Annotated in this window: 15 protein-coding genes, 1 tRNA gene and 2 pseudogenes; 2 read left to right on the top strand and 16 right to left on the bottom strand. The window is 70.1% G+C overall.

Annotated features, from left to right (window positions below; genetic code table 11):
- Positions 1-239 precede the first annotated feature (239 nt).
- From holA to leuS, 9 genes are all read right to left on the bottom strand, one after another.
- Positions 240-1229 carry a DNA polymerase III subunit delta gene (holA, locus tag ABT186_RS23115; RefSeq protein WP_351227603.1) on the bottom strand — a complete coding sequence of 330 codons (990 nt, stop codon included), beginning with the start codon at positions 1227-1229 and terminating at the stop codon, positions 240-242.
- 83 nt (positions 1230-1312) lie between these two features.
- A complete protein-coding gene (locus ABT186_RS23110; protein WP_351227601.1) occupies positions 1313-1558 on the bottom strand; it encodes a hypothetical protein in 246 nt (81 codons plus the stop codon).
- A 94-nt stretch (positions 1559-1652) separates the two neighbouring features.
- Entirely contained in the window at positions 1653-2534 is an 882-nt protein-coding gene (locus ABT186_RS23105; RefSeq protein ID WP_351926538.1) for a YceI family protein, read from the bottom strand.
- Between the two features lie 137 nt (positions 2535-2671).
- Complete coding sequence (locus ABT186_RS23100; RefSeq protein WP_351926536.1) at positions 2672-3511, bottom strand: arylamine N-acetyltransferase family protein; 840 nt, start codon at positions 3509-3511, stop codon at positions 2672-2674.
- A 4-nt stretch (positions 3512-3515) separates the two neighbouring features.
- On the bottom strand, positions 3516-6038 hold the full coding sequence (locus tag ABT186_RS23095; RefSeq protein WP_351227605.1) for a ComEC/Rec2 family competence protein: 2523 nt from the start codon (positions 6036-6038) through the stop codon (positions 3516-3518).
- Positions 6039-6154: 116 nt separating this feature from the next.
- Positions 6155-7285, bottom strand: a complete 1131-nt coding sequence (locus ABT186_RS23090; protein ID WP_351227595.1) for a ComEA family DNA-binding protein — start codon at positions 7283-7285, stop codon at positions 6155-6157.
- Between the two features lie 102 nt (positions 7286-7387).
- Positions 7388-8233 (bottom strand): DegV family protein, encoded by an 846-nt coding sequence (locus tag ABT186_RS23085; RefSeq protein WP_351227593.1) that lies wholly within the window; start codon positions 8231-8233, stop codon positions 7388-7390.
- A gap of 72 nt (positions 8234-8305) precedes the next feature.
- Positions 8306-9040, bottom strand: a complete 735-nt coding sequence (locus ABT186_RS23080) for a hypothetical protein (protein ID WP_351227591.1) — start codon at positions 9038-9040, stop codon at positions 8306-8308.
- Between the two features lie 212 nt (positions 9041-9252).
- On the bottom strand, positions 9253-12171 hold the full coding sequence (gene leuS / locus ABT186_RS23075; RefSeq protein WP_351926534.1) for a leucine--tRNA ligase: 2919 nt from the start codon (positions 12169-12171) through the stop codon (positions 9253-9255).
- A 474-nt stretch (positions 12172-12645) separates the two neighbouring features.
- Between leuS and ABT186_RS23070 the strand changes: the two genes are divergently transcribed.
- Positions 12646-13992, top strand: a complete 1347-nt coding sequence (locus tag ABT186_RS23070; RefSeq protein WP_351227587.1) for a cytochrome b/b6 domain-containing protein — start codon at positions 12646-12648, stop codon at positions 13990-13992.
- Positions 13989-15605: an NADH-ubiquinone oxidoreductase-F iron-sulfur binding region domain-containing protein gene (locus ABT186_RS23065; protein ID WP_310776768.1), complete on the top strand. Its 1617-nt coding sequence runs from the start codon at positions 13989-13991 to the stop codon at positions 15603-15605. Before ABT186_RS23070 ends, ABT186_RS23065 begins: the two co-directional genes overlap by 4 nt.
- A gap of 224 nt (positions 15606-15829) precedes the next feature.
- Here ABT186_RS23065 and ABT186_RS23060 read toward each other — a convergent pair.
- The 7 genes and pseudogenes from ABT186_RS23060 to ABT186_RS23030 form a co-directional block, all read right to left on the bottom strand.
- Positions 15830-15902: transfer RNA gene (locus ABT186_RS23060), tRNA-Ala, on the bottom strand.
- Between the two features lie 115 nt (positions 15903-16017).
- Positions 16018-16251, bottom strand: a complete 234-nt coding sequence (locus tag ABT186_RS23055; RefSeq protein WP_016643127.1) for a hypothetical protein — start codon at positions 16249-16251, stop codon at positions 16018-16020.
- Positions 16252-16497: 246 nt separating this feature from the next.
- Positions 16498-17487, bottom strand: a pseudogene (locus ABT186_RS23050) (MFS transporter); the annotation flags it as partial.
- A gap of 35 nt (positions 17488-17522) precedes the next feature.
- Positions 17523-18374, bottom strand: coding sequence for a COG4705 family protein (locus ABT186_RS23045; protein WP_351227585.1), 852 nt, complete (start codon positions 18372-18374; stop codon positions 17523-17525).
- Positions 18375-18695: 321 nt separating this feature from the next.
- Complete coding sequence (locus ABT186_RS23040) at positions 18696-19580, bottom strand: COG4705 family protein (protein ID WP_351926532.1); 885 nt, start codon at positions 19578-19580, stop codon at positions 18696-18698.
- Between the two features lie 613 nt (positions 19581-20193).
- Positions 20194-20316: pseudogene (locus ABT186_RS23035) on the bottom strand (peptide-methionine (S)-S-oxide reductase MsrA); the annotation flags it as partial.
- A gap of 51 nt (positions 20317-20367) precedes the next feature.
- Positions 20368-22425, bottom strand: coding sequence for a restriction endonuclease (locus tag ABT186_RS23030; RefSeq protein WP_351227581.1), 2058 nt, complete (start codon positions 22423-22425; stop codon positions 20368-20370).
- Positions 22426-22591 lie beyond the last annotated feature (166 nt).

Below are 22591 nucleotides of genomic sequence, written 5' to 3'. Positions count from 1 at the left end.
CGGGGGCGGAGCCCCCAGGCAGGGGTGCAGGGGACGCAGCCCCCGCCGGGGTCGAAGGGGCGGAGCCCCCAGGCAGGGGTGCAGGGGACGCAGTCCCCGCCGGGGTCCAGGGGCAGCACCCCTGGCGGGGTCGAAGGGGGCGGAGCCCCTGGGGACGGGAAGGGCAGGGGCGGCGGGGGCGAACACTCTCGACGCCGGCCACGGCGCGGCGCACCCGCCCCGCAAGGCGCACCCCCCGCTTACGCCCGCCCCCGCGACCGCGCCGCCCGCGCAATCGTCACCACGGCCTTCTCCAGGGCGTACTCGGGATCATCCCCGCCACCCTTCACACCCGCGTCGGCCTCCGCGACCGCCCGCAGGGCGACAGCCACCCCCTCAGGCGTCCACCCCCGCATCTGCTGCCGCACCCGGTCGATCTTCCACGGCGGCATCCCCAGCTCCCGGGCGAGGTCCGCGGGACGCCCGCCCCGAGCCGACGACAGCTTTCCGATCGCGCGCACCCCCTGAGCGAGCGCACTTGTGATCATCACCGGTGCCACGCCCGTGGCCAGCGACCATCGCAGGGCCTCCAGCGCCTCCGCCGCCCGCCCCTCGACCGCCCGGTCCGCGACGGTGAAGCTCGATGCCTCGGCCCGCCCGGTGTAGTACCGCCCGACCACCGCCTCGTCGATCGTCCCCTCGACGTCCGCGACGAGCTGCGACACCGCGGACGCCAGCTCCCGCAGATCGCTCCCGATCGCGTCGACCAGCGCCTGGCACGCCTCGGGCGTCGCCGACCGCCCCAGCGTCCGGAACTCCCCGCGCACGAACGCCAGCCGGTCCGCCGGCTTCGTCATCTTGGGGCACGCCACTTCCCGCGCCCCCGCCTTGCGGGCGGCGTCGAGCAGCCCCTTGCCCTTGGCGCCGCCCGCGTGCAGCAGCACGAGGGTGATCTCCTCGGCGGGCGAGGCGAAGTACCCCTTCAGGTCCTTGATCGTGTCGGCCGACAGATCGTGCGCGTTGCGTACGACCACGACCTTGCGCTCCGCGAAGAGCGAGGGACTCGTCAGCTCGGCGAGCGTGCCGGGCTGCAACTGGTCCGAGGTCAGATCTCTTACGTCCGTGTCGGCGTCGGCGGCCCGGGCGGCGGCCACCACCTCCTGCACGGCACGGTCGAGCAGGAGGTCCTCCTGGCCCACGGCAAGGGTGACGGGGGCGAGTGGGTCGTCGTTCGCGGTCTTCTTGGCCATCACGGAAAGCATCGCATGCGCCACTGACAACGCGGTCCCGCCGCCGACCGGTCCAGGCCGGCCCGAGGTCACCTCCCGGACGACTACGGCTCCTCCCGCCAGCCGTCCCACTCCCCCGCGAACGCATCCAGCTGCTCCGGGTCGAGGAGCTCCTCCTCATCGCGCAGGACCACCAGCCACTGCGCGTCCTCGGCGTCGTCCTCACCGGCCAACGCGTCCCGGACGATCCGCGGTTCCTCGTCCAGCCCGAACCGCTCCCCCAGCGCCTCCGCCGCCTCTTCCGCCGCCTCGCGGTCGGGCAGCACCAGCACATGTCTCACATCGCTCACGGGGCCATTTTCCGCTACGCGCGACGGCCGGCGCCGGGGTCCGCCCCGGAAAGCCCAGGTCACCGCCCGGTGGTCGCCCCGACAGATGCCCGCCTCACCCCTTGGGCACGATCTGCACGTCCAGATCGACCCTGATGCTCGGTCCGACGACCGCAATCCCCCGGGCGAGCATCGTCTGCCAGCTCACCGTGAAGTCGTCGCGGTGCAGCTCCGTGGTGGCCCGGCAGGCCGCCCGCACCTCGCCCTCCATACCGTTGCCCAGCCCCAGGTACTCGGAGTCGAGCGTGACCGTCCGCGTCACCCCGTGCAGCGTCAGCGCCCCGATCACCGCCCACCGTGTACCGCCCTTGTGGACAAACCGGTCGCTGTAGAACTCCAGTGTCGGAAAGCGCGCCACGTCCAGGAAGTCCGCAGACCGCAGATGCTCGTCGCGCATCGCCACGTTGGTGTCGATGGAAGCCGCGTCGATCACCACGTGCATCGCGGACCGCTCCATCGGATCGGCGATCCGCACCGCCCCCGCAAAGGTGTTGAACCGGCCGTGGATCCGGGCCAGTCCGATGTGCCGCGCGGTGAACGCGATCGAGGAGTGCATCGGCTCGACCTCCCAGTCACCTGCCCTCGGCAACTCCGGCGGCCGGGCGACCTGGAGCGTCACATCGCCGAGCGAGGCCAGGGAGTTCTCGGAGACGACGGCGCTCGCGATGTAGGGCGTGTATCCCTCGGCCGACACCGACAGCCGGTACTCCCCTGCCGGAACGGTCGTCACGAACGACCCGAACGGGTCCGTGCCGCCACTCACCACCTTGCGGCCCATGGCGTCGCTGACCGCGAACTCCGCATGCGCCACCGGCTCGTTGACGGGGTCCAGCACCCGGCAGCTGAGCACGCCTGCGCTGGGCGGCGTCCGTATCGCCGCGAGAGGGCCGGTCCGCTGTGTCCGGGTCGTACGGTTTCCTCGCCAACGGCCGATCATTTACGACACCCCTGCGCGATGTGACACCACCTGTTGACGAAGACGCATTCGACCACCGCTGAGGCTTTCGGGGCAACTCGGGACCACATCGCGGGAATCCAGCAGATGTGCTGGTACTACGCATGAGTAACCCACAATTAGCCTTTTTGACCGCCCTCCCGCACCGTCGGCACCCGGTCCAGCACGATCCCGAACCGCTCCCGGTACAGAGCCAGCACCTCCTCGTCGGTCGCCAGATCCGACACCTCCTTCCGCCCGTCCGGGGCCGTGACCGTGAGGCGGGTGCCGCTGAGCGTGATCCGCCCTCCGTCCCTCGTGACCCGCGAGCACACCAGCGACTGCACGAAGTGCGATGCCGGTGACGTGCTGTTCCACCAGGCCCCGACCACAAAGTCCCTCAGCACCCGCGGCCGCAGCTCCAGCCGGTACTGCGGCTTGCCGTCCCGCAGCACGTCGAGATCCCCGAACCCCGCCGGACCACCGCCGCCTCTCACTCCCGCCGCGTCCGGCCCGGCCTCGATCACCCGGAACACACCGCCCCGATCCTCCTGCTCGCCCCGGTCCCCGAACGCCAGCGGATAGTGGCTGTGCGCCCCGAAGCCGACGTCGGCCAGCCAGTCGCCCCCGTCCGCGGTCCGCACCCGCAGCGCGAGATGGTCGTACGGCACCCCGAGCCGCCCCTCCTCGCCGTACACCCGGGCCGCGAGCAGCCTGACGTCGAAGCCGAGCGCCCTCAGCAACGCCCCGAACGCCCCATTGAGTTCGTAGCAGAAGCCACCCCTGTGCGCCCCCACGATCTTGTCGAGCAGTCGTTTCTCGTCCAGCACGATCTCCTCGCCGAGATGGATCGACAGGTTCTCGAACGGGACCGACTGCAGATGACGGAGATGCAACTCGCGCAGCACATCGACGGTGGGCCAGGCGGGATGCTCGACCCCGATCCTGCGGAGATAGGCATCAACCTGTGCGGAATTCATGACCTCAGTCTCTCGCCACACTCAGCCCCGTGCCCGCACCGACGACGGCGATCGCACCGTCCTCGTCCGTACGCAGCACGAGCGCACCCTCGTCCCGCAGCGCCGAGACCGTACTGGGCGCCGGATGGCCGTACGGGTTGTCCCTGCCGCAGGAGATCAGCGCGAGCCGCGGCGCCACCCTCCGTATCAGCTCCGAGTCCTGGTACGCCGACCCGTGGTGGGCGACCTTCAAGACGTCCACGGGTCCCAGTTCCGCACCCGCCGGTGACCTCAACAACGCCTCCTGGGCAGGAGGTTCGAGATCCCCGAGCAGCAACAGGGTCAGCCCCGCCGACCGTACGAACAGGGCCACGCTCGCGTCGTTCGGCCCGTCCGGGGACGGGACCGGGTCCGGCGGAGGCCACAGCACCCGCCAGTCGAGCGCTCCCGTACGGCTGCGCTCCCCGGCCACCGCGCGCGTCACCGGAATGTGCCGGGAGGCTGCCAGAGCGTGCACAAACGCGGCCTGCTCCGGCGGCGCCTCGAACCCGGTGGTCTCGATCGCCCCCACCGCACGCCCACGCAGCACTCCCGCCAGCCCCGCCACATGATCGGCATGGAAGTGGGTCAGCACGAGCAGCGGGATGCGGGAGACGCCGAGCGCGGTCAGACACCGGTCGACCAGCGCCGGGTCAGGGCCCGCGTCCACGACCACCGCCGTGCCGTCGCCCGCCGCGAGCACGGTCGCGTCCCCCTGCCCCACGTCGCACATCGCGTACCGCCAGCCCGGTGGTGGCCACCCGGTGATCACCCTGGTCAGGGGCGGCGGCTGCACCACGACGAGCAGCAGCACCACGGCACAGGCACCGGCCGCCCAGGGGTGTCCCAGCAGCCGCCGGCCCGCGCACACGACCACCGCCGTCACGGCCGCGAGCAGCAGCGCCCCCGTCCAGCTGCCCGGCCAGTCCACTCCCGCGCCGGGCAGCGACGCCCCCGTGCGCGCGATACCGGCGATCCACCCGGCCGGCCACCCCGCACACCACGCCAGGCCCTTGGCGACCGGCATAGCCACGGGCGCGGAGGCCAGCGCCGCGAACCCCAGCACCGTGGCAGGCGCCACCGCGAGCTCCGCGAGCAGGTTGCACGGCACCGCGACCAGGCTCACCCGCGCCGAGAGCACCGCGACGACCGGCGCGCACAGCGCCTGCGCGGCGGCTGCGGCGGCCAGGGCCTCGGCCAGCCGGGGCGGCACACGGCGCCGCTGCAGTGCCGCGCTCCAGCGTGGGGCGAGCGTCAGCAGGGCGCCGGTCGCCAGCACGGAGAGCAGGAAGCCATAGCCCCGGGCGAGCCAGGGGTCGTAGAGCACCAGCAGCAGTACCGCCGTGGCCAGCGCGGGGATCAGGGATCTGCGGCGCCCGGTCGCGATGGCGAGCAGCGCGACCGCTCCGCAGGCCGCGGCCCGCAGCACACTCGGGTCCGGTCGGCACACGACCACGAACCCGAGCGTGAGCGCACCCCCGAGCAGCGCGGTTCCCCGCAGCGGGATGCCGAGCCGGGGCGCGAGCCCTTTGCGCTCGACGCGCTGCGCCAGACCCGCCGGCCCGATGAACAGTGCCAGCAGGAGCGTGAAGTTGCCCCCGCTGACGGCAAGCAGGTGCGCCAGGTCCGTCTGTGCGAAGGCGTCGTCGAGCTCGGGCGTGACCCGCGAGGTGTCCCCGACGACCAGTCCTGGCAGCAGCGCCCGCGCATCGGGATCGAGCCCGTCGGTCGCCTCTCGCAGCCCGGCCCGCAACCGCCCCGCCCACCGCTGCGCTCCGGAAGGCTGCCCCACCACTTCGGGCGGGCCCCCGCCCCGTACCCGCACCACCGCGGCGACGCGATCTCCCCCGGTCAGCGGGGGCGCGAGCCGCGCGGTCACCCGCACCCGCGTGGAGGGCAGGAGGCCCAGCCAGGGCGACCGCCCGGGCTCCTCAGCGACGGCCTTCGGACCTCCCGTCGCAGCCTTGGAGCGCACGTCGACGATCACCAGCACCGGCGCCCGCGTCGCCACCACGGCCCCGTCCGCCTTGGTCAGACGCCGGACCTTCCCGTCGAACCGCACGGCGGTCGGCGTCGCATGGTCACCCTTGATCCTTGGCCGGGTGAGCCGGGGATCGGAGGAGATCTCGATCTCGGCGGTCGCCTCGGCGTACCGACGCGCCAGGGAGGGAAGGGGACCTCGCCGTAGATCCGCGCCATGGAGGCCGGCGGAAGCCGCGGCGGCCGCGACACAGAGCAGCACGGCAGCGACGGACACCCCCGACCACAAGCCCCACGGCGGTCGACCGCCCCCACCTCGCGCCCCGGCCCGCCGCGCCGCCAACAGCCCACCGGCCGCCACCAGGCAGACGACCACCACACCTGCGACCCTCACGGCCGAGGCATCCAGTGCCCATGCAGCCGCCCCCCACCCCGCAAGCGCGGGCCCCACCAACCGTAGATCCGCCGGCCCCTCCTGACGGGGGTGCGGGTCCCCCAGCCGGCTGCGGACGGTGCCGCTGCCGCGCATCGGCAGCCGATCCGGGGACGGGCGCGCGCCCGTCCCGGCAAAGACGGGGTCCGCGGCCGACCGCGCCGAGGTCACCGGGGTCATGGACGCGCCTGCGCCGCCTTCGTTGGGCGCCCTCATGGTCGTACGAGATTCCGTAGGTCGGCGAAGCGGCGCTCGCCGATGCCGTTGACCTCGCGGAGTTCGTCGACCGAGCGGAATCCGCCGTGCTGGGAGCGGTAGTCGATGATGTGCTGGGCCAGGACGGGACCGACCCCCGGCAATGTGTCGAGCTGGTCCACGGTCGCCGTGCTGAGGGAGACCGGGGCGGTGGGGACCCTGCCGGCCGTGGATCCGCCGGTGGCCGGGCCGGCCGGGTCCGTGCCCATCGCGGCTGCCGGGCCCCCGACCACGATCTGTTCTCCGTCCACCAGGAGGCGGGCGCGGTTGACGCCATCGGTGTTCGTGCCCGGGCGCACCCCGCCCGCCGCCCGCAGGGCGTCCGCGACCCGGGACCCGGCCGGAAGCCTTTGCAGACCGGGCTTGCGCACCTTGCCGCCGACATCCACGACGACCGTGGCACCGGCCCCCGCCCCGGTCCCGCCCGGCTGCGGTCCGGGCGAAGCGCCCGGCTCCGCCGACCGCTTGGCCTCCCGCGCCCCCGGCGCCCCGTACGGTGCCGCCGCACGCACCACCTCGGGTGCCCGCACCGGCTGCGTCCGGCCCGCCCAGAAATGCTGCGCGGCGAAGAGCACCGCCACCACGAGCAGCACGCTCAGCGCCGCCACGCTCTTCCGCTCCAGCCCGCACCTCGACTGCAGCCACAGCGGCATCCGTTCGCGCACGGCCGGTCCGATCCGCTCCCGCCATGTACCGGCCGGCATCCGGTCCACCGAGCTGCCGGTGCCGCCGGTCCCGGGAGCCGGGGCGACCGCTTCGGAGAGGGCGGGACGGGCCGGCTCGACGGCGCGCGGACCGTGCAGACGACCGGCGCCGGTGCCCGCCGCCGTACTCGCCCGTGGTTCTCCCACGTCCCGGTCCGCACCCGGCGGCCCGTTGCCCAACTCCCGCCGCTCCTTCGTCCCTTCCGCGAAGAGTGCCTCCGCGCGCAGGCGCAGTGCGTCCGCGGCCGGGGACCGGTGGTGCCGTAGGGCGTTGGTGTGGCCTCCGGCATGCCGCAGACGGTGGCGTGTGCGGCCGTCGGAGCCCGGACCGCGGCCCGGACCGCTCGTGGGGATCGCTGTGCGTGTACGTGATCGAAGTGCCATGCGCCGAGGATCGGGCAAAGCACCGACCTCGCGATGATCTTGGTCAATTCCGGGGGATTACCACTCAGTTGTGGATAACTCCGTCACCCACACGAGTAACGGTCATCGTGGCGACACCACGACACCGAGCAGCCCCGGCCCCGTATGCGCCCCGATCACCGCCCCGACCTCGCTCACATGCAGGTCGGCCACCCCCGGCACCCGTGCGCGCAGGCGGTCCGCGAGGGCCGACGCCCGTTCGGGGGCGGCGAGATGGTGGACCGCGATGTCGACCTTCACGCTGTTGGCGCGCTCCGCCACGATCTCCTCCAGGCGGGCGATCGCCTTGGACGCCGTGCGCACCTTCTCCAGCAACTCGATGCGGCCGCCGTCCAGCTGCAGCAGCGGCTTCACGGCGAGCGCCGAGCCCAGCAGCGCCTGCGCGGCCCCGATCCGGCCGCCCCGCCGCAGATAGTCGAGGGTGTCGACGTAGAAGTACGCGGAGGTGCCCGCGGCCCGCTTCTCCGCCGCCGTGACCGCCTCGTCGACCGTGCCGCCCGCCTCCGCGGCCTCCGCCGCGGCCAACGCGCAGAAGCCGAGGGCCATCGCGACCATCCCGGTGTCGACCACCCGCACCGGCACCGGAGCCTCGCGCCCGGCAAGCACCGCGGCGTCGTACGTGCCCGAGAACTCGGAGGACAGATGCAGCGAGACGATGCCGGTCGCGCCCGACTCGGCGACCTTGCGGTAGGTCTCGGCGAACAGTTCGGGGCTGGGCCGGGACGTGGTGACGGGCCGTCGCTTCTGCAGCGCCTGGGCCAGGGAGCGGGCCGAGATCTCGGTACCCTCTTCGAGCGCCTGGTCGCCCAGGACCACGGTCAGCGGCACCGCGGTGATGCCGTGGCGCTCCATCGTCCGCGGCGGCAGGTAGGCCGTTGAATCGGTGACGATCGCGACATGGCGGGACATGAGCTGGAGGTTACCTGCCGGAACGCGCCGGTGGCAGCCCGGCCCCTCCCGCCCGGGCGCACCTTGACCGGATCATGTGGTGCTCTCGGGGCGGGTCTTCCTCTGCCAGGGGTATGCGGGCCGCTGTCCCGGCGGGGTGATGGCGGGCCGGACCGGCTCCTGCGGCGCTCGTGACTCGGGTGTCTCCGGCCAGGTCTGGCCGCCGGCCATGTCCTCGGATGCCGGCGCCTCCGGCCAGGGCGGGGTGGCCGAGGTGGGCCGCTCCTTGGTCCAGTGGCGCAGCGCGCCGGCCTCCACATCGATCTGCGCGCTCAGCGCATCCAGGTCGTCGTCCGCGAACCGGCGGGCCCTGTCGTGTGCCGCCCAGCGCAGCGAGTCCGCTGAGCGCGTGATCCGTTCGGTGCGCTCGCGCAGTTCGGGCAGCCGCGCGGCCAGCGTGCGCCGGTCCGGCTCGGCTTCCAGGCGCTTGAGTTCGACGTCCAGTTCCTGTCCGTGCACGCTGAGGCGGTTGAAGAGGCCCAGTGACTCCTTCAGCGACTCGTCCTCGGTGGCGCCCGTGTGCAGCGCGTCCTGTGTGGCGCGCATCGAGGTGCGCAGCGTCAGCCGCAGCTGGGCGAGCTCGCCCACGGGGCCGGGCTGGGCGAGGGTCTTGGCGCGCAGGGTGGTGTCCTCAACCGTGCGGCGGGCCTGCGCGATCGTGCGGTCCACGCCGCGTTTGGCCGCGCCGATCGCCTTCACCGTCACATACGCCCCCAGCACGACGCACAGCACGAACAGGAGCGCGATGACGGTCAGGACGGCTTCCACGACGCTCCTCCTCCGGCCGGGCGGCGCGGCTGTAGCGCCGCCCCTCCACGGTAAACGCAACGGGCAGGCCCGGGGTTCCGGAAGAACCCCGAACCTGCCCGTAGGGGACTACCCCGACGTCACCGGCGAGCCGGAGCCGAGGCCGGCCCCGGCGGCCGCAAAAGCGTGCAAGACCGCGCCCTCCGGCCGAGCCGGTGCGCGGGCGGCGGCCGCTACGCCGTGACGATGTTCACCAGCTTGGGCGCGCGCACGATCACCTTGCGGATCCCTGCGCCGTCCAGCGCCGCGACCACCTTCTCGTCCGCCAGCGCCACCTTCTCCAGCTCCTCCTCGGTGATCGAGGGGGGAACCTCCAGGCGCGCCTTGACCTTGCCCTTGACCTGGACCACGCAGGTCACGGTCTCGTCCACGACATACGCCGGGTCGGCGACCGGGAAGTCCCGGTGGACGACCGTGTCGGTGTGGCCCAGCCTGCGCCACAGCTCCTCGGCGATGTGCGGGGCCAGAGGCGCGACCAGCAGCACCAGCGACTCGGCCACCGAGCGCGGCACCGCTCCGCCCGCCTTGGTCAGGTGATTGTTCAGCTCCGTGATCTTGGCGATGGCCGTGTTGAACCGCAGGCCCTCCAGGTCCTGGCGGACACCGTCGATCGCCTTGTGCAGGGCACGCAGGGTGTCCTCGTCGGGCTCGGCATCGACGACGGTGACCTCACCGGTCGTCTCGTCGACGACGTTGCGCCACAGCCGCTGCAGCAGCCGGAACTGGCCCACCACCGCGCGCGTGTCCCACGGCCGCGACACGTCCAGCGGGCCCATCGCCATCTCGTACAGGCGCAGCGTGTCCGCCCCGTACTCGGCGCAGATCTCGTCCGGAGTGACCGCGTTCTTCAGGGACTTGCCCATCTTGCCCAGCAGACGAGTGACCTTCTCGCCCTGGTAGTAGTAAGCGCCGTCGCGCTCCTCCACCTCGGCGGCCGGTACTGCGATGCCACGGCTGTCGCGGTAGACGTAGGCCTGGATCATGCCCTGGTTGAACAGCTTGTGGAACGGCTCCGGCGACGAGATGTGCCCCAGGTCGTACAGGACCTTGGACCAGAAACGCGCGTACAGCAGGTGCAGCACCGCGTGCTCGGCGCCGCCGACGTACAGGTCGACGCCGCCGTGCGGCATGCCCTCGCGCGGGCCCATCCAGTAGCGCTCGATGTCCGGGTCGACCAGCTTCTGGTCGTTGTGCGGGTCCAGGTAGCGCAGCTCGTACCAGCAGGAACCGGCCCAGTTGGGCATGGTGTTGGTCTCGCGGCGGTACTTCTTCGGCCCGTCGCCCAGGTCCAGGGTGACGTTGACCCACTCCTCGTTGCGCGACAGCGGCGTCTCGGGCTGGGTGTCGGCGTCGTCGGGGTCGAAGGTGCGCGGCGAGTAGTCCTCGACCTCCGGCAGTTCCAGCGGCAGCATCGACTCGGGCAGCGAGTGGGCGACGCCGTCCTCGTCGTAGACGATCGGGAAGGGCTCGCCCCAGTAGCGCTGACGGCTGAACAGCCAGTCGCGCAGACGGAAGTTGACGGTGCCCTCGCCGATACCCTTGCGCTCCAGCCACTCCGTGATGCGCGCCTTGGCCTCTGCGACGACCAGGCCGTCCAGCTTGATGTCGTCGTTGGAGGAGTTGATGATCTTCGCGTCGTACGACCCGAAGGCGTCCTCCCACGTCGAGGTGTCGGTGCCCCGGCCGTCGGTCGGCTCGACGATGCAGTGGATCGGCAGCTCGAAGGCGCGGGCGAACTCGAAGTCGCGCTGGTCGCCCGCAGGGACGGCCATGATCGCGCCGGTGCCGTAGCCCATCAGGACGTAGTCGGCGATGAAGACGGGGATCTGCTCACCGTTGACCGGGTTGGTCGCGTACGCGCCCGTGAAGACGCCGGTCTTGTCCTTGGCCTCGGCCTGCCGCTCCACGTCGGACTTGGCCCCGGCCTGCGCACGGTAGGCGGCGACGGCCTCGGCCGGGGTCGCGTGCCCGCCGGTCCACACCTCGTGGGTGCCCTCGGGCCAGGCGTCCGGGGTGAACTTGTCGACCAGCGGGTGCTCGGGCGCCAGCACCATGTAGGTCGCGCCGAACAGCGTGTCCGGGCGCGTGGTGAAGACCGTGATGTGCTCGCCGTCGATCGGGAAGTCGACGCGGGCGCCCTCGGAGCGGCCGATCCAGTTGCGCTGCTGCAGCTTGATGGCCTCGGGCCAGTCCAGCGCCTCCAGGTCATCCAGCAGCCGGTCGGCGTACGCGGTGATGCGCATGTTCCACTGGCGCAGCTTGGCCTTGAAGACCGGGTAGTTGCCGCGCTCGGAGCGGCCGTCGGCGGTGACCTCCTCGTTCGCCAGGACGGTGCCCAGGCCCGGACACCAGTTGACGGGCGCATCGGAGGCGTACGCCAGGCGGTACTCGCTCAGGATGTCGGCGCGCTCGACAGCGCTCAGCTGGTTCCACGCGCGCGTGGTGCCCGGAATCGCCCGCTCACCACTCTCGAACTGGGCGATCAGCTCGGAGATCGGGCGGGCCTTGCGCGCCTCGCCGTCGTACCAGGAGTTGAAGATCTGCAGGAAGATCCACTGGGTCCACTTGTAGTAGTCCGGGTCGATCGTGGCGAACGACCGGCGCTTGTCGTGGCCCAGGCCCAGCCGGCGCAGCTGGGACTTCATGTTCTCGATGTTGGCCTCGGTGGACACGCGCGGGTGCGTGCCGGTCTGCACGGCGTACTGCTCGGCGGGCAGGCCGAAGGCGTCGAAGCCCAGGGTGTGCAGGACGTTGTGGCCGGTCATCCGCTGGAACCGGGCGAATACATCGGTGGCGATGTATCCCAGGGGGTGGCCGACATGCAGGCCCGCACCCGAGGGGTACGGGAACATGTCCATGATGAACTTCTTGGGCCTGGCGACCAGCTCGGGGTCTCCGGCCAGGTCACCTCCCCCACTCTCGGCTTCGCTCGAGCGGGGGGACCCCTCTGGGTTCGGCGCCGCGTACGTGCCCTCGGCGTCCCAGAAGTCCTGCCAGCGTGCCTCGACCTCGGCCGCCATGGCGGCCGTGTAGCGGTGCGGGGCTGCCTCCGCCGACACAGCGGCGGCGGCAGCGGGGTTCGTCTCGCTCATGATCCTCAAAGCTCCATCGATCGTCTCTGCCTGCGGCTGTGACATTTCAAGAAACGAAAAATCCCCTCGCACAGGAGGGGACGCCGCGCCGATTCCGACCATCCGGCTCGCCCAGTGGTCGGGACTGATCAGCGCGGCCCGCTAAGCAGAAGGCGTACGGCACGCATAGCGTCAGGGTACCGCAGGGCCCGAGCGCGCCGCGACGGGCTTCCGCGGCACACCCGGGAACGCACCGGAGTGAACTCAATACGAGGTGGAGCCGTACTCAGGAACTGACGGTCGAGTCGTGAAGGTCCCGAGAAGCTGAACAAAGTTCAATTGTTACTTCGCGTAACAGCAGCTAATCGGACATCACCACCACCCCGTTGCCCTTTGATAACAACGCAATAACTCAAACCTCGTACCGGTCGGTTTGGAGCCACCTAGAGTGCGGCAGCGGGACCGCCTTCCCGAAACTGTTCGGAGTTGACCCCCATGAACCCTCAACGCAGTAACAGCTCGCTCCCCAAGCCGGGCCGCTCGGCCTACGGCGTGGCGACGGCCGTGGTGCTCCTCCTCATACCCGTGGTGGTACTGAACGGAGGCGACTGGCTGCAGCAATTCCTCAACTTCGGTGCGGGCGTGCTCTCGCTCGTCTCCCTCAGCTGCTCGGTGATCTGGGGACTCGTCGCCCAGGACCGGATCTTCCTCAACATCCGCCAGCGCATCGTGGCCCAGGGCATCCACCGGGTGACCGCGGTCGCCTCGATCGCGTTCCTCCTGGTGCACATCACCATCAAGCTGGCCCTCGACCACACCGTTCTCATCGCCGCGCTCATCCCCTTCAGCCTCGGCTTCCAGGGCAGTGGCGGACTCATCGGTCTCGGCTCCCTGGCCGGTCTGCTCATGATCTTCGTGGGAATCACCGGCGCGCTGCGCAACCAGTTCGCGTCCCCGGCACCGGTCGCGGCGCGCTGGCGCGCGATGCACATGCTGGCCTACCCGTCCTGGTGTGCGGCACTGCTCCACGGCCTGTACGCGGGACGCCTGGCGAAACCGTTCTTCTTCTGGGCATACGAGCTGTGCCTCGTCGGGGTCATGGCGGCGCTGGCCCTGCGCGCGGCACCGCGTCCGTTCAAGCGCAAGGTGGCCGACAGGATCTTCGCGATCGTCGGAACGGAAGGCGGGCCGGGACGCGACGGACTGGACGCCAGCCGCGCCCGCAACGCGGAGGCGGCCGCGGCCCTGGCGGGCTTCGGAGCACGCTCGGCGGGCCGTGGCGCCGCCGACGAGGGGCTGCGAGCGGCGGGCCGTGGCGGCGCCGACGAGGGGCTGATCCCCTCGCAGCCCACCGCGTCCTTCTACGAAGCCCCTCCGGCCCGCACCATGACCCCGGAGCCCGGCAACGGCTTCGCGGCCGCCTACCGGGCCACGTCGGCCACCCCGCGCGCGCAGGGCCCGATGGCGCCCGACGGGACCCAGCGCATGGACCTGCCGCTGGACATGCAGGCCACGGAGGCGATGCCGCGCGTCGACGGCGGAGGCAGCACCTCGGGCAGCTGGCCGATCCCGTCGCCGCCGCCCGTCGGCGAGGCGCCCCCCTCCGCGTACGACCCGCTCCAGGACACCGGCTACAACAACATTCCGGCCTATGGCAATTCGGGATACAACGGGTACGGCGCGAGTGAGATGTACGACACGGGTGAGACGAACACCCCGTACGGCACGTACAACTCGAACAACACGTACAACAGCGGTCCCGCGACGGAAACGCTGCCCGGTTCGTTCGACCAGCCGGGCGCCGGCGAACCCTGGAACGCGCCTTCCGGAGGCTTTAAGTGAACGAGGCCCTGCCCGACGTCCCAGAGGTCCGCGTTGTCGGACTTCCGCAGCTCACGTCGGGCTTCGACCTTGTCGAGAGACTCGACCTGCCCATGCACCTCAAGGTGCACGGCCCGCTCGAGCCGATGGGCGGCGAGCAGCTCGCACAGCTCGCCGAGCAGATCTCCCTGAAGGGGCGCGGCGGCGCCGGCTTCCCTTTCCACAAGAAACTGCGGTCGGTCGCCGAGTCGGCGATCCGCCGCGGCATCCGGCCGGTCGTCGTCGTCAACGGAAGTGAGGACGAACCCGCCTGCCGCAAGGACACGGTGCTGATCAACCGTGCCCCGCACCTCATCCTGGACGGCGCCCTGCTGGTCGCCGAGGCCCTCGGCGCGCGGACGCTCGTGGTCGGCGTGACCCGGGCCTCCACGGAGCGGTCGATGGAGCAGGCACTGGCCGAGCGCGGCCTGAGCGACCGGCGCGGCGCGCCCATACGCGCGCGCGTGCAGCGCAACCCCGTACGCATGGTCACCGGCGCCGCCGCTTCGCTCATCCGTTCGATCGACGGTGGTCCGGCCATCCCGCCGGGTCGCAAGACCAGCGCCTCGCAGAGCGGCGTCGGCGGTGCGCCCACACTGCTGTCGAACGCCGAGACGTTCGCCCAGCTGGCGATCGCCGCGCGCATCGGCGCCGAGCGCTACTGCAACACCGGTCTGTACGACGAGCCCGGCACCGTCATGCTCACGGTCTCCGGCGCCGTCAACCGCCCCATGGTCATCGAGGTTCCGACGGGTGTGCCGCTGCGGTACGTGCTCCAGCTGGCCGGCGCCCCGCCGATGCCGCAGGGCGTGCTGACCGGCGGCTACCACGGCAAGTGGATCGACGCGGCGACGGTGAACGAGGCGATCGTCTCGCGCAACTCCCTGGACGCCGTCGGCGGCGCGCTCGGCGCCGGCGCGATCCTGCCCATCAGCCAGGAGACCTGCCCGCTGGGCGAGTCCCTGCAGGTCGCCAAGTGGCTGGCCGAGGAGAGCGCGGGCCAGTGCGGCCCCTGCTACCTGGGGCTGCCCGCCGCGGCACGCGGCATGGAGGACATCCTCAACGGCGGCGGTCCCGCCGCCCTGGAGGCCCTCAAGCAGGTCGCCAAGGCCGTGAAGAGGCGTGGTGCGTGCTCGCACCCGGACGGCTCGGCGATGTTCCTGGAATCGACCATCAAGGCCTTCACGGACGACCTGGCGGCACATGTCCTCGGCAACGGCTGCGGCAGGCCCGTGGAGGGCGTGCTGCCGCTCTTCGAGGGCGGCCGGGCACCCACCGGCATCCCGGGCGGCGGCCAGGCCGAACCCGAGGCGGGTGCCAGTCGGCAGAAGATCTTCGTCGACTGGACGCTGTGCCGCGGTCATGGCCTGTGCGCGGACATCCTCCCGGAGGTCTTCGAGCTGGGCGCCGACGGCTTCCCGACGGTCGCCCAGGCGAAGGTGCCGCTGTACGCGGAGGCGAAGGCGCTGCGAGCCGTGCGCCGCTGCCCGGCGCTCGCGCTGCGGATCGAGGAGGACACCCGGTCCGGCGCGCCGTCGCGCAACAACCTGCCCGTGCTGTCCCAGGGCCGCGGACGCCGCGCCCTCGGCCGCTGAGAGCGCGAACGGCGGGCCACCCGAGCAGGGTGGGCCGCCGTTTCGCATGCCACAGGCAAACGCGCACAAGGCTTCTTCCGCGGGAAAACGAGCACAAGGCTTCTTCCGCGGGAAAACCCGCACAAGGCGGGCATCCGCAGGCCGCAGGCAACGCGCACAAGGGCTCTGCGGCCACATACACGGAAGGCGGTCCATCCCATCGGATGGACCGCCTTCAACTCCTGTGGAGCTAAGGAGAATTGAACTCCTGACCTCCTGCATGCCATGCAGGCGCTCTACCAACTGAGCTATAGCCCCTTGCGGCCACGCGGCGGAGCCGCATGTTGACCGTGTCGCCCGGGTTTCCCCGGCGGCGACGCCAACATTACACGGTCCACCGGGTGGAACACCAAATCGTTTCCACGTCCCTCGGTCAGGCCGTGGCGAACGAGTAGAAGCGTTTGAGCGTGCAGTGCTCGTCGAGGAGGCGGCCGTAGATCGGCTCCCCCTCCAGCTCCCGGTAGGTCTCGATCGGGTCGCCTTTTATGATCAGCGCCCGTGCGCATTCCTCGCACCAGTACTGGTAGTCGGGGTTGACCGGTTCCATGTCACGGACGATCGGTGTGCCGCTACCGCACCAGTCGCATTTCCGCCTGTGTGCACCCATCGATCAGCTCCAGCTGTGGCCGCAGGCCGTGCACACGTAGGAAATGCCGCCATTGTCGCCGAGGACCTGGGCAACGTGGGACGAGCCGCAGGAAGGGCAGTCGAGGAGGGTGGCATTCTGACGTCTCACCGCCACTGCGAGGAGATCGTGGACCTCCCCGCGGATGCTCGCAGGCATCGCTACTCCCTCCCGTCGGGCCGCGCCCCCTTCCGGCCGTTTGATTCTGCCACGGCCGGACCAATACGGTCAGCGACGCCTTCGTACCAGTCCGGACACGGCACCCGACGTGGCCGTCGCGGCCAGCGCGTACATGCACACGAGGAGCGCGTCCGAAGAGGTATACGCCCCGGGGGCGCCAAGTGACTCAAGCCGGTTCAAGAAGAGTGTGCCGAAGGCGGCGACTCCGATCAGCTGGCCGAGCTGGGTGACCGTCGCGAGCAGCCCGCTGGCGTCCGCCGCGTCCTCGGGCCGCACGGTGGCGAGGGCCCTGGTGAGCGTGGGGCTGAAGGCGAGCGCCAGACCCGCACCGACGCCCGCGAAGGCCATGTGCAGCCACGGTCCGCCGTCTCCCCCGCCGTGCAGCACCAGGCCCACGCCGGTCACGGAGAGCGCGGCGAGCGCGAACCCGCCGGGGATGAGAACACGTTGCCGACGGACCGGCCAGGCCCGCCAGGTCAGGCCGACCAGCCCGAACACAACGGCGGCCGGCGCGAAGGTGAGCCCGGCGCGCAGCGCGCTGTAGCCGAGGCCGCCCTGGATGTGCAGGGTGAGCGAGAACAGGAAGCCTGCATTGACCGCCATCACGGCCAGCAGCCGGAAGACCGAGAGGCCGACGCCGGGGTGCCGCAGCACCCGCGGCGCGATCAACGGCGCCCCTCCACGCCGGGCCAGCCGGGACTCGTACGTGCAGAAGAGTGCGAAGATCACCGCGGCCGCGGCCAGGCACAGCCAGGACCAGAGCGGCCAGCCCTCCTCCTGGCCGAGCACGAGCGGCACGGTGAGCAGCGAGACGGCCGCGCCGAGCAGGACCAGACCGGGCAGGTCGAGGCCGCGCGAGCGTTCCGGGGCGGGTACGTCGTCGCGCGGCAGTACGCGGCTGCCGACAGCAAGGAGTACGACGCCGACGGGCACGTTCATAAGGAAGACCGGCCGCCGGCCGGTGCCGAAGAGGTCGGCGCTCACCAGGACTCCGCCCAGCACCTGTCCGGCGGCGGCACCGATGGCAAGGACGGCGGAGTCCCCTGGGCGAGGGCTCGCGCCCCGACCAGTGCTCACCGTTGACTTGCTTCCTGGCGGGCCGCTGCGACCTCCGGGCCGGCAGTCTCAAGGCTCGGTGTGACGGCCTTGCGCTCCTGAATGTGGGCGTAGGCCATCAGGCCGAACAGGACCGCGAGCAGCACGGCCGAGGAGCCCGCGGTGCCGAGGTTCAGTCCGCCCTTGGCGACCGGCTTGGTGAGGAAGTCGCCGGCGGTGGCGCCGAGGGGACGGGTGAGGACGAAGGCGATCCAGAACAGGAGGACGTTCGGGACGGCAGGCACCTTCATCAGGACGATCAGCACGACCAGCACGCTGGACACCAGCGCCGCACCGCCCAGGTAGCCGAGTCCGGAGCTGTCGGACAGGAAGTCACCCATCGAGGTGCCGAGGGTGTTGGAGACGAGGATCGCCGCCCAGAACAGGGCCTCGCCCTTGAAGGTGACGATGTCGCGGATCTGGAACGTCATCCCGCTGATCCTCCAGGCGAGGAAGATCGCCAGGAGGATCGAGACGAGGATCGCGGCTCCCTCCGGGTAGCCGAGGCCGAGGCCCTGCGGGCCCCAGCCCAGTGAAGTGGCGCCGCCCGAGAGGTACTTGTCGCTGGCGTCGCGGTTCATGAAGTCGGACATCGTGGTGCCGGCCATGCTGGTCGACAGGATCACGGTCCAGTAGAAGAACGGGTTGTAGCGCGCGGACCGCAGCTGCACGACCAGCGTCACCACGAAGATCAGGAACAGGGCGATCGTGGTGAGGAAATAGCCGAGCTTGAGCGTCTGGGAGAACAGGTCGCCCGCCGTCTCACCCAGGGTCGTCGCGGCGATCTTCATGATCCAGAACGCCAGCGTGACCTCAGGCAGCTTCTTCATCACAGACTTCGTCGACGTCAAAAGGGTGCTCCTGTGCTTGTGGGGGGTGGATCTCCGTTCGACCCTGACAAGGTCGATCTGAACGGGCGTGCGCACCATGGATCTTGCGTCAGTGCGCCCGCCGTGCTTTACCTGTCAACCTCACCCGCGCCGGAGGCGGAGGAGGCCAAGGATCGTCATGGCACCGGAACGCTTCCGGTTCTACGATTTACGGCGGCTGGGCACGCCGTGTTCACGGCGAGCGGGCTACGCCGAAGGCACCAGAGAGATCTCGGACAGGCTCGGCGCCGCCCTCATGTGACAGCTTCAGCCCCACTCAGCTCAGCGATCGGCCCGACCACTCCCCTTCGGCCTGTGGCGGCTGGGTTTGCCCGCGTAGTCAGCCGACGAGGTTGCCGTTGATGGGTCGACGGGCTGGCGATCGTGGCTGTCGGTTGGGGAGAGGGTATCCACCGTGCGGGTCTGTCGGCGGTCGGTGAGCATCTGCCGGCCCACCAGAATGGCCAAGACAGCGAGCAGCGCGGATGAGGTGATCGTGGTTCCTACTCCAAGTCCGCCCTGTGTGACGGGCTTTTCCACCGCGTTCTCCACCACCGCTCCGAGCGGGCGCGTCAACACGTAGGCCGCCCAAAACAGCACCGTGCCCGAGATCGGGGTCAGATAATGCGTGGCAAGGATCACGAGCATGGCCCCGCACAGCAGCAGAGAGCTGTCTCGGAAGCCGAGGCCCAGACCGCCGGAAAGGAAGTCACCGCTGGAGGTGCCCAGCGTGTTGGACACCAATGTCGCGGTCCAGTACAAGACCTCGCCCTCCGTGGTGGCGATCCGCTCGACATCCATGGTTTGTCCGGTCATCCGCCACCCGATCAGCACGATTGCCAGCAGGCTGGTCAGCAGAATCGAGCCACCGGCGTAGCCGAGCCCGGCCGTGCGGTTGATGTAGTCGGACATCGAGGTGCCCACGATGCTGGTGGTCAGAATGACCGACCAGAACACCACCGGGCGGAAGCGGTCGGCCTTGAGCTGCATCGCCAGGGTGACCACGAAGGCCAGTAGGAAGATCATCGCGCCGACGGCGTAGCCGAGGTTCAATGGCGCCATCGTGACGAAGTTCGATGCCGACTCGCCCAGTGTGGTTGCGACGATCTTGGTCGCCCAGAACATCGCGCCGACCATCGGCAACTTGCTCACGGCAACCTTGCTCATTGACGGTCCCATCCTCACCCCTCACGAAGCACCGGCCTGCCGAATCCCTCGTGGCGGACCGCAGACCTGGCCCGCGAGTCCATAGGTCCCCAACGCGGGCGCTCGATCCCGCTTCATCCTGCTGATCCACCCGACAGGGCGATGGTCGAAGGGCGCCCGACAGATAAAGCACCTGCTGGCTTGGCACGGGTGCTGCGAAAACCACCGAGCCCCCTCCCGATCAGGGAGAGGGCTCAGGACGTCATGCGACTGCGCAAGGAGCCGAGCCGTAGGGAGCTCAGACCCACTCCACCTTTGAGTGGATGTCCGAAGGGCCCCCAGGAGGCGGCAGTGGCGTTCTCGGCGTATCCCGCACAGGCCTCTGCCGCCTACCCTGAGCACCGAGCGCGTTCAGTACGGCAGCTCTGTCTTCCTCGCTGATGTCCGCCAAGGCCTCGGCCATGCGCCGTAATGCGGCACTCACGTCAGTGGGCGTGTTCGCTGGTCGCAGACTTCTTGACCGTCAGCGGCAGCAACTTCTTGCCGCTGTTCCTTACTTGTGGCCAAGTGTCCATCTGCGGGCACACGCCGCAGTCGAAGCAAGGCATGCCCGGTGTGGACGGCCGTGCGCGGACTACCCCTCGGTGACGTCCGGCGCCGGGGCGATGCCTGTCGGGCAGGACGCCCCCCAGTTCGTCTCGAACGGGGTACTTAGCTTGACCCCCGTCCCGCCCAGCCCGCAGTACCCGTTAATGTTGTGACGGGTTTGAAGCGGACAGGCTCGGCAGTGCGCTTGAACCCAGAGGCGCTACTCCACGGCAATGCCGTAATCCTGAACCAGCTGCTCCAGGCCGCCCATGTAGCCCTTGCCTCCGAGCACGAATTCCCAGTCGCCGTTAGACCGGCGGCGGAACGAGCCGAGTACCAGGGCAGTCTCACGCGGGCGGCCATCGGAGACCTCAAGCCGGCCCAGTTCTGCCATCGCAGGGTCGAGCAACCGGATGCAGGCATCAGTGAATCCGGATAGATCAGCCCTCGGGTTGACCTCTGGATCAATGGCAGCCACAAGCACAAAGCGATCGGCGTTCTCCGGCAGCGCGTCGAAGGAGACCCGGATTGCGGCCTTGTCCGGGGGCGTAGCTGGAAGCGCGCGTACCGAACCGTCCGGAGTCTGAGGGTTGTTGAAGAAGACGAAGTGGTCGTCACTGAGGACTTGGTTACCACGGCAGACAAGCGCGCACACGTCCAGGGCAACGTTGCCGGACCAGGACATACCCAACACGTTGTAGTCGTCGGTCTGAGTTGTGGGGCCGGATGGTGCCGGCTGGGCGGGAGCTGCTCGCCGCCCCTCCCCCAGGCGTCCACGCAGCCCGTGCCGGTGCAGGAGGTCGACGAGTTCGCTGCCCGATATGAGTTCCAGGGGCTTGCCGTTGGCGAAGGTGTGCGAACCGGGGCCGAACCCCGAGGTCGTCACCAAGACGCCCTTGTTGGCGCCGACATCCTGAACGGTGCCGTACAAGTCGCGCACGGCTGTGGGCGGCACGGTGTTGCGGTAGCGCTTCACCTGCACGACGATCTTGCCACCACGGATCGGAGCGGGATCCAGTGCATCGACGTCCACGCCACCGTCGTTCGAGCGTTGGGTCGTCACAGCCTGCATCCCCATGGCCCGGAAGAGGTCGGCAACGAGATCCTCGAACGCGATCGGATCCATCTCGTAAAGATCCGGTTCCTCATCGCCACCATGGGTGACGACACGGTTTCCGATCTCCTGCGGCCGCCGACTTGGCCGTACCGGGGCGAGTTGCTCAGGCCGAGAGGCAAGCTGCCCTCTCAGCCCGTCCGTCAGACAGCTGACCGCGTCGACCTGTTCCAAGTGCAGACCGGCGAACACGGACCGCGTGGCCATGACCGTCGCCAGGTAAATGTGCGCTTGCCTCCCCGTCGCCGGATCGTTGGCATCCACGAACCCGTTCAATGCCACGGACTCAAGCGCACCGAACTCATCCGCCACGAACAACTCGTGCAACACCAGCAGCACGCACTGGGCAAGTACCTCTCTGTACAGCGCCCGACGCTGGCCGGCAGGACGAAGCGTCTCCTTGTCCTGATCCAACGTGGGCATGTACCGCACCGACTTGGCCTCGGGGGTGACGTCGTACCCGGGCAACTCCCAGTCAAGCACCAACTGCCGTGACGCTGCGTCGTAGGCCGCCGAGACCTGTCGAGGGAACCCTTCGGGCCATACCGCTGAAGAGTAAAGAGCAGCCGAGAAGTACTCGACCACGGACTCCGGATCCCCTCGCCCGACCCCTTCGGTCACCTCGACAACGGTGGCGTTGTGGCGACGTACTTCCGACAGCTGAGTCTGAGCCCACTGGTCGTACTCTCGCCGGTACGCCGCCAGCTGTTGCTGGCGCTGAGCCTCTGCTGCTTGCGCCGCATGCCAGTCGCGTTCGAACCGGGCACGTGCCTCGGCCTGCACCTGCGCGCGCCGATTCGCCGTCCAACCGCCTTGCGCCTGGTACCGGTTTGGATCCGGCATAACCACAGGCTGCGCCAGCGGCCCCGGCGAGAACGGCTGGATCTCCTCAGAGCGCATCAGCGAAGCCGCCCTGAAGGCCGGGGCCTGGCAACCAGCAGCCAGCAATCCCTGCAAGGACGCGACCTGCGCATCCAATTCCTCAGTGCGCCGCCTGGCCTCCGCCTGCCGGTACTCCCTGTGGCTCTGAGCAACCTGTCGTTGGTAGGCCCGCGCTTGTCGTTCCTGCTCCCTGCGCTGTCTGGCCTCGGCTTCCATCTGGCGCTGTTGCTGACGTTGCACTTCAGCCCAGACACCGACCACACCAGTAGAGCGACGACTCATGCGCTGCAGGCCCTCCCCAGGACGTCGGCACCGCCAACCGAACTCTGGTTGCTCCCCACAACCAGTAGTAACGAAACGACTGTATCCAGCAATCGCCGTTTCGCCTATCAGCTTGCCGAAGGCAACCTGAGTCAGTCATCCTTGCAGGTCACCCGCCCCGCGACAC

Origin of the sequence: Streptomyces sp. NPDC001634, from assembly GCF_040298185.1 — a bacterium.
Taxonomy (GTDB): Bacteria; Actinomycetota; Actinomycetes; order Streptomycetales; family Streptomycetaceae; genus Streptomyces.
This window is presented reverse-complemented; position numbering and strand designations above follow the sequence as displayed.

Bases quoted from the DNA above. Each gene is read 5' to 3' on its own strand.
- holA (WP_351227603.1), bottom strand. From the start codon at position 1,229: ATGGCCAAGAAGACCGCGAACGACGACCCACTCGCCCCCGTCACCCTT.
- ABT186_RS23055 (WP_016643127.1), bottom strand. From the start codon at position 16,251: ATGGGTGCACACAGGCGGAAATGCGACTGGTGCGGTAGCGGCACACCG.
- ABT186_RS23105 (WP_351926538.1), bottom strand. From the start codon at position 2,534: ATGATCGGCCGTTGGCGAGGAAACCGTACGACCCGGACACAGCGGACC.
- ABT186_RS23070 (WP_351227587.1), top strand. From the start codon at position 12,646: ATGAACCCTCAACGCAGTAACAGCTCGCTCCCCAAGCCGGGCCGCTCG.
- ABT186_RS23040 (WP_351926532.1), bottom strand. From the start codon at position 19,580: ATGAGCAAGGTTGCCGTGAGCAAGTTGCCGATGGTCGGCGCGATGTTC.
- ABT186_RS23045 (WP_351227585.1), bottom strand. From the start codon at position 18,374: ATGAAGAAGCTGCCTGAGGTCACGCTGGCGTTCTGGATCATGAAGATC.
- leuS (WP_351926534.1), bottom strand. From the start codon at position 12,171: ATGAGCGAGACGAACCCCGCTGCCGCCGCCGCTGTGTCGGCGGAGGCA.
- ABT186_RS23100 (WP_351926536.1), bottom strand. From the start codon at position 3,511: ATGAATTCCGCACAGGTTGATGCCTATCTCCGCAGGATCGGGGTCGAG.
- ABT186_RS23085 (WP_351227593.1), bottom strand. From the start codon at position 8,233: ATGTCCCGCCATGTCGCGATCGTCACCGATTCAACGGCCTACCTGCCG.
- ABT186_RS23090 (WP_351227595.1), bottom strand. From the start codon at position 7,285: ATGGCACTTCGATCACGTACACGCACAGCGATCCCCACGAGCGGTCCG.
- ABT186_RS23030 (WP_351227581.1), bottom strand. From the start codon at position 22,425: ATGAGTCGTCGCTCTACTGGTGTGGTCGGTGTCTGGGCTGAAGTGCAA.
- ABT186_RS23095 (WP_351227605.1), bottom strand. From the start codon at position 6,038: ATGCGCGGCAGCGGCACCGTCCGCAGCCGGCTGGGGGACCCGCACCCC.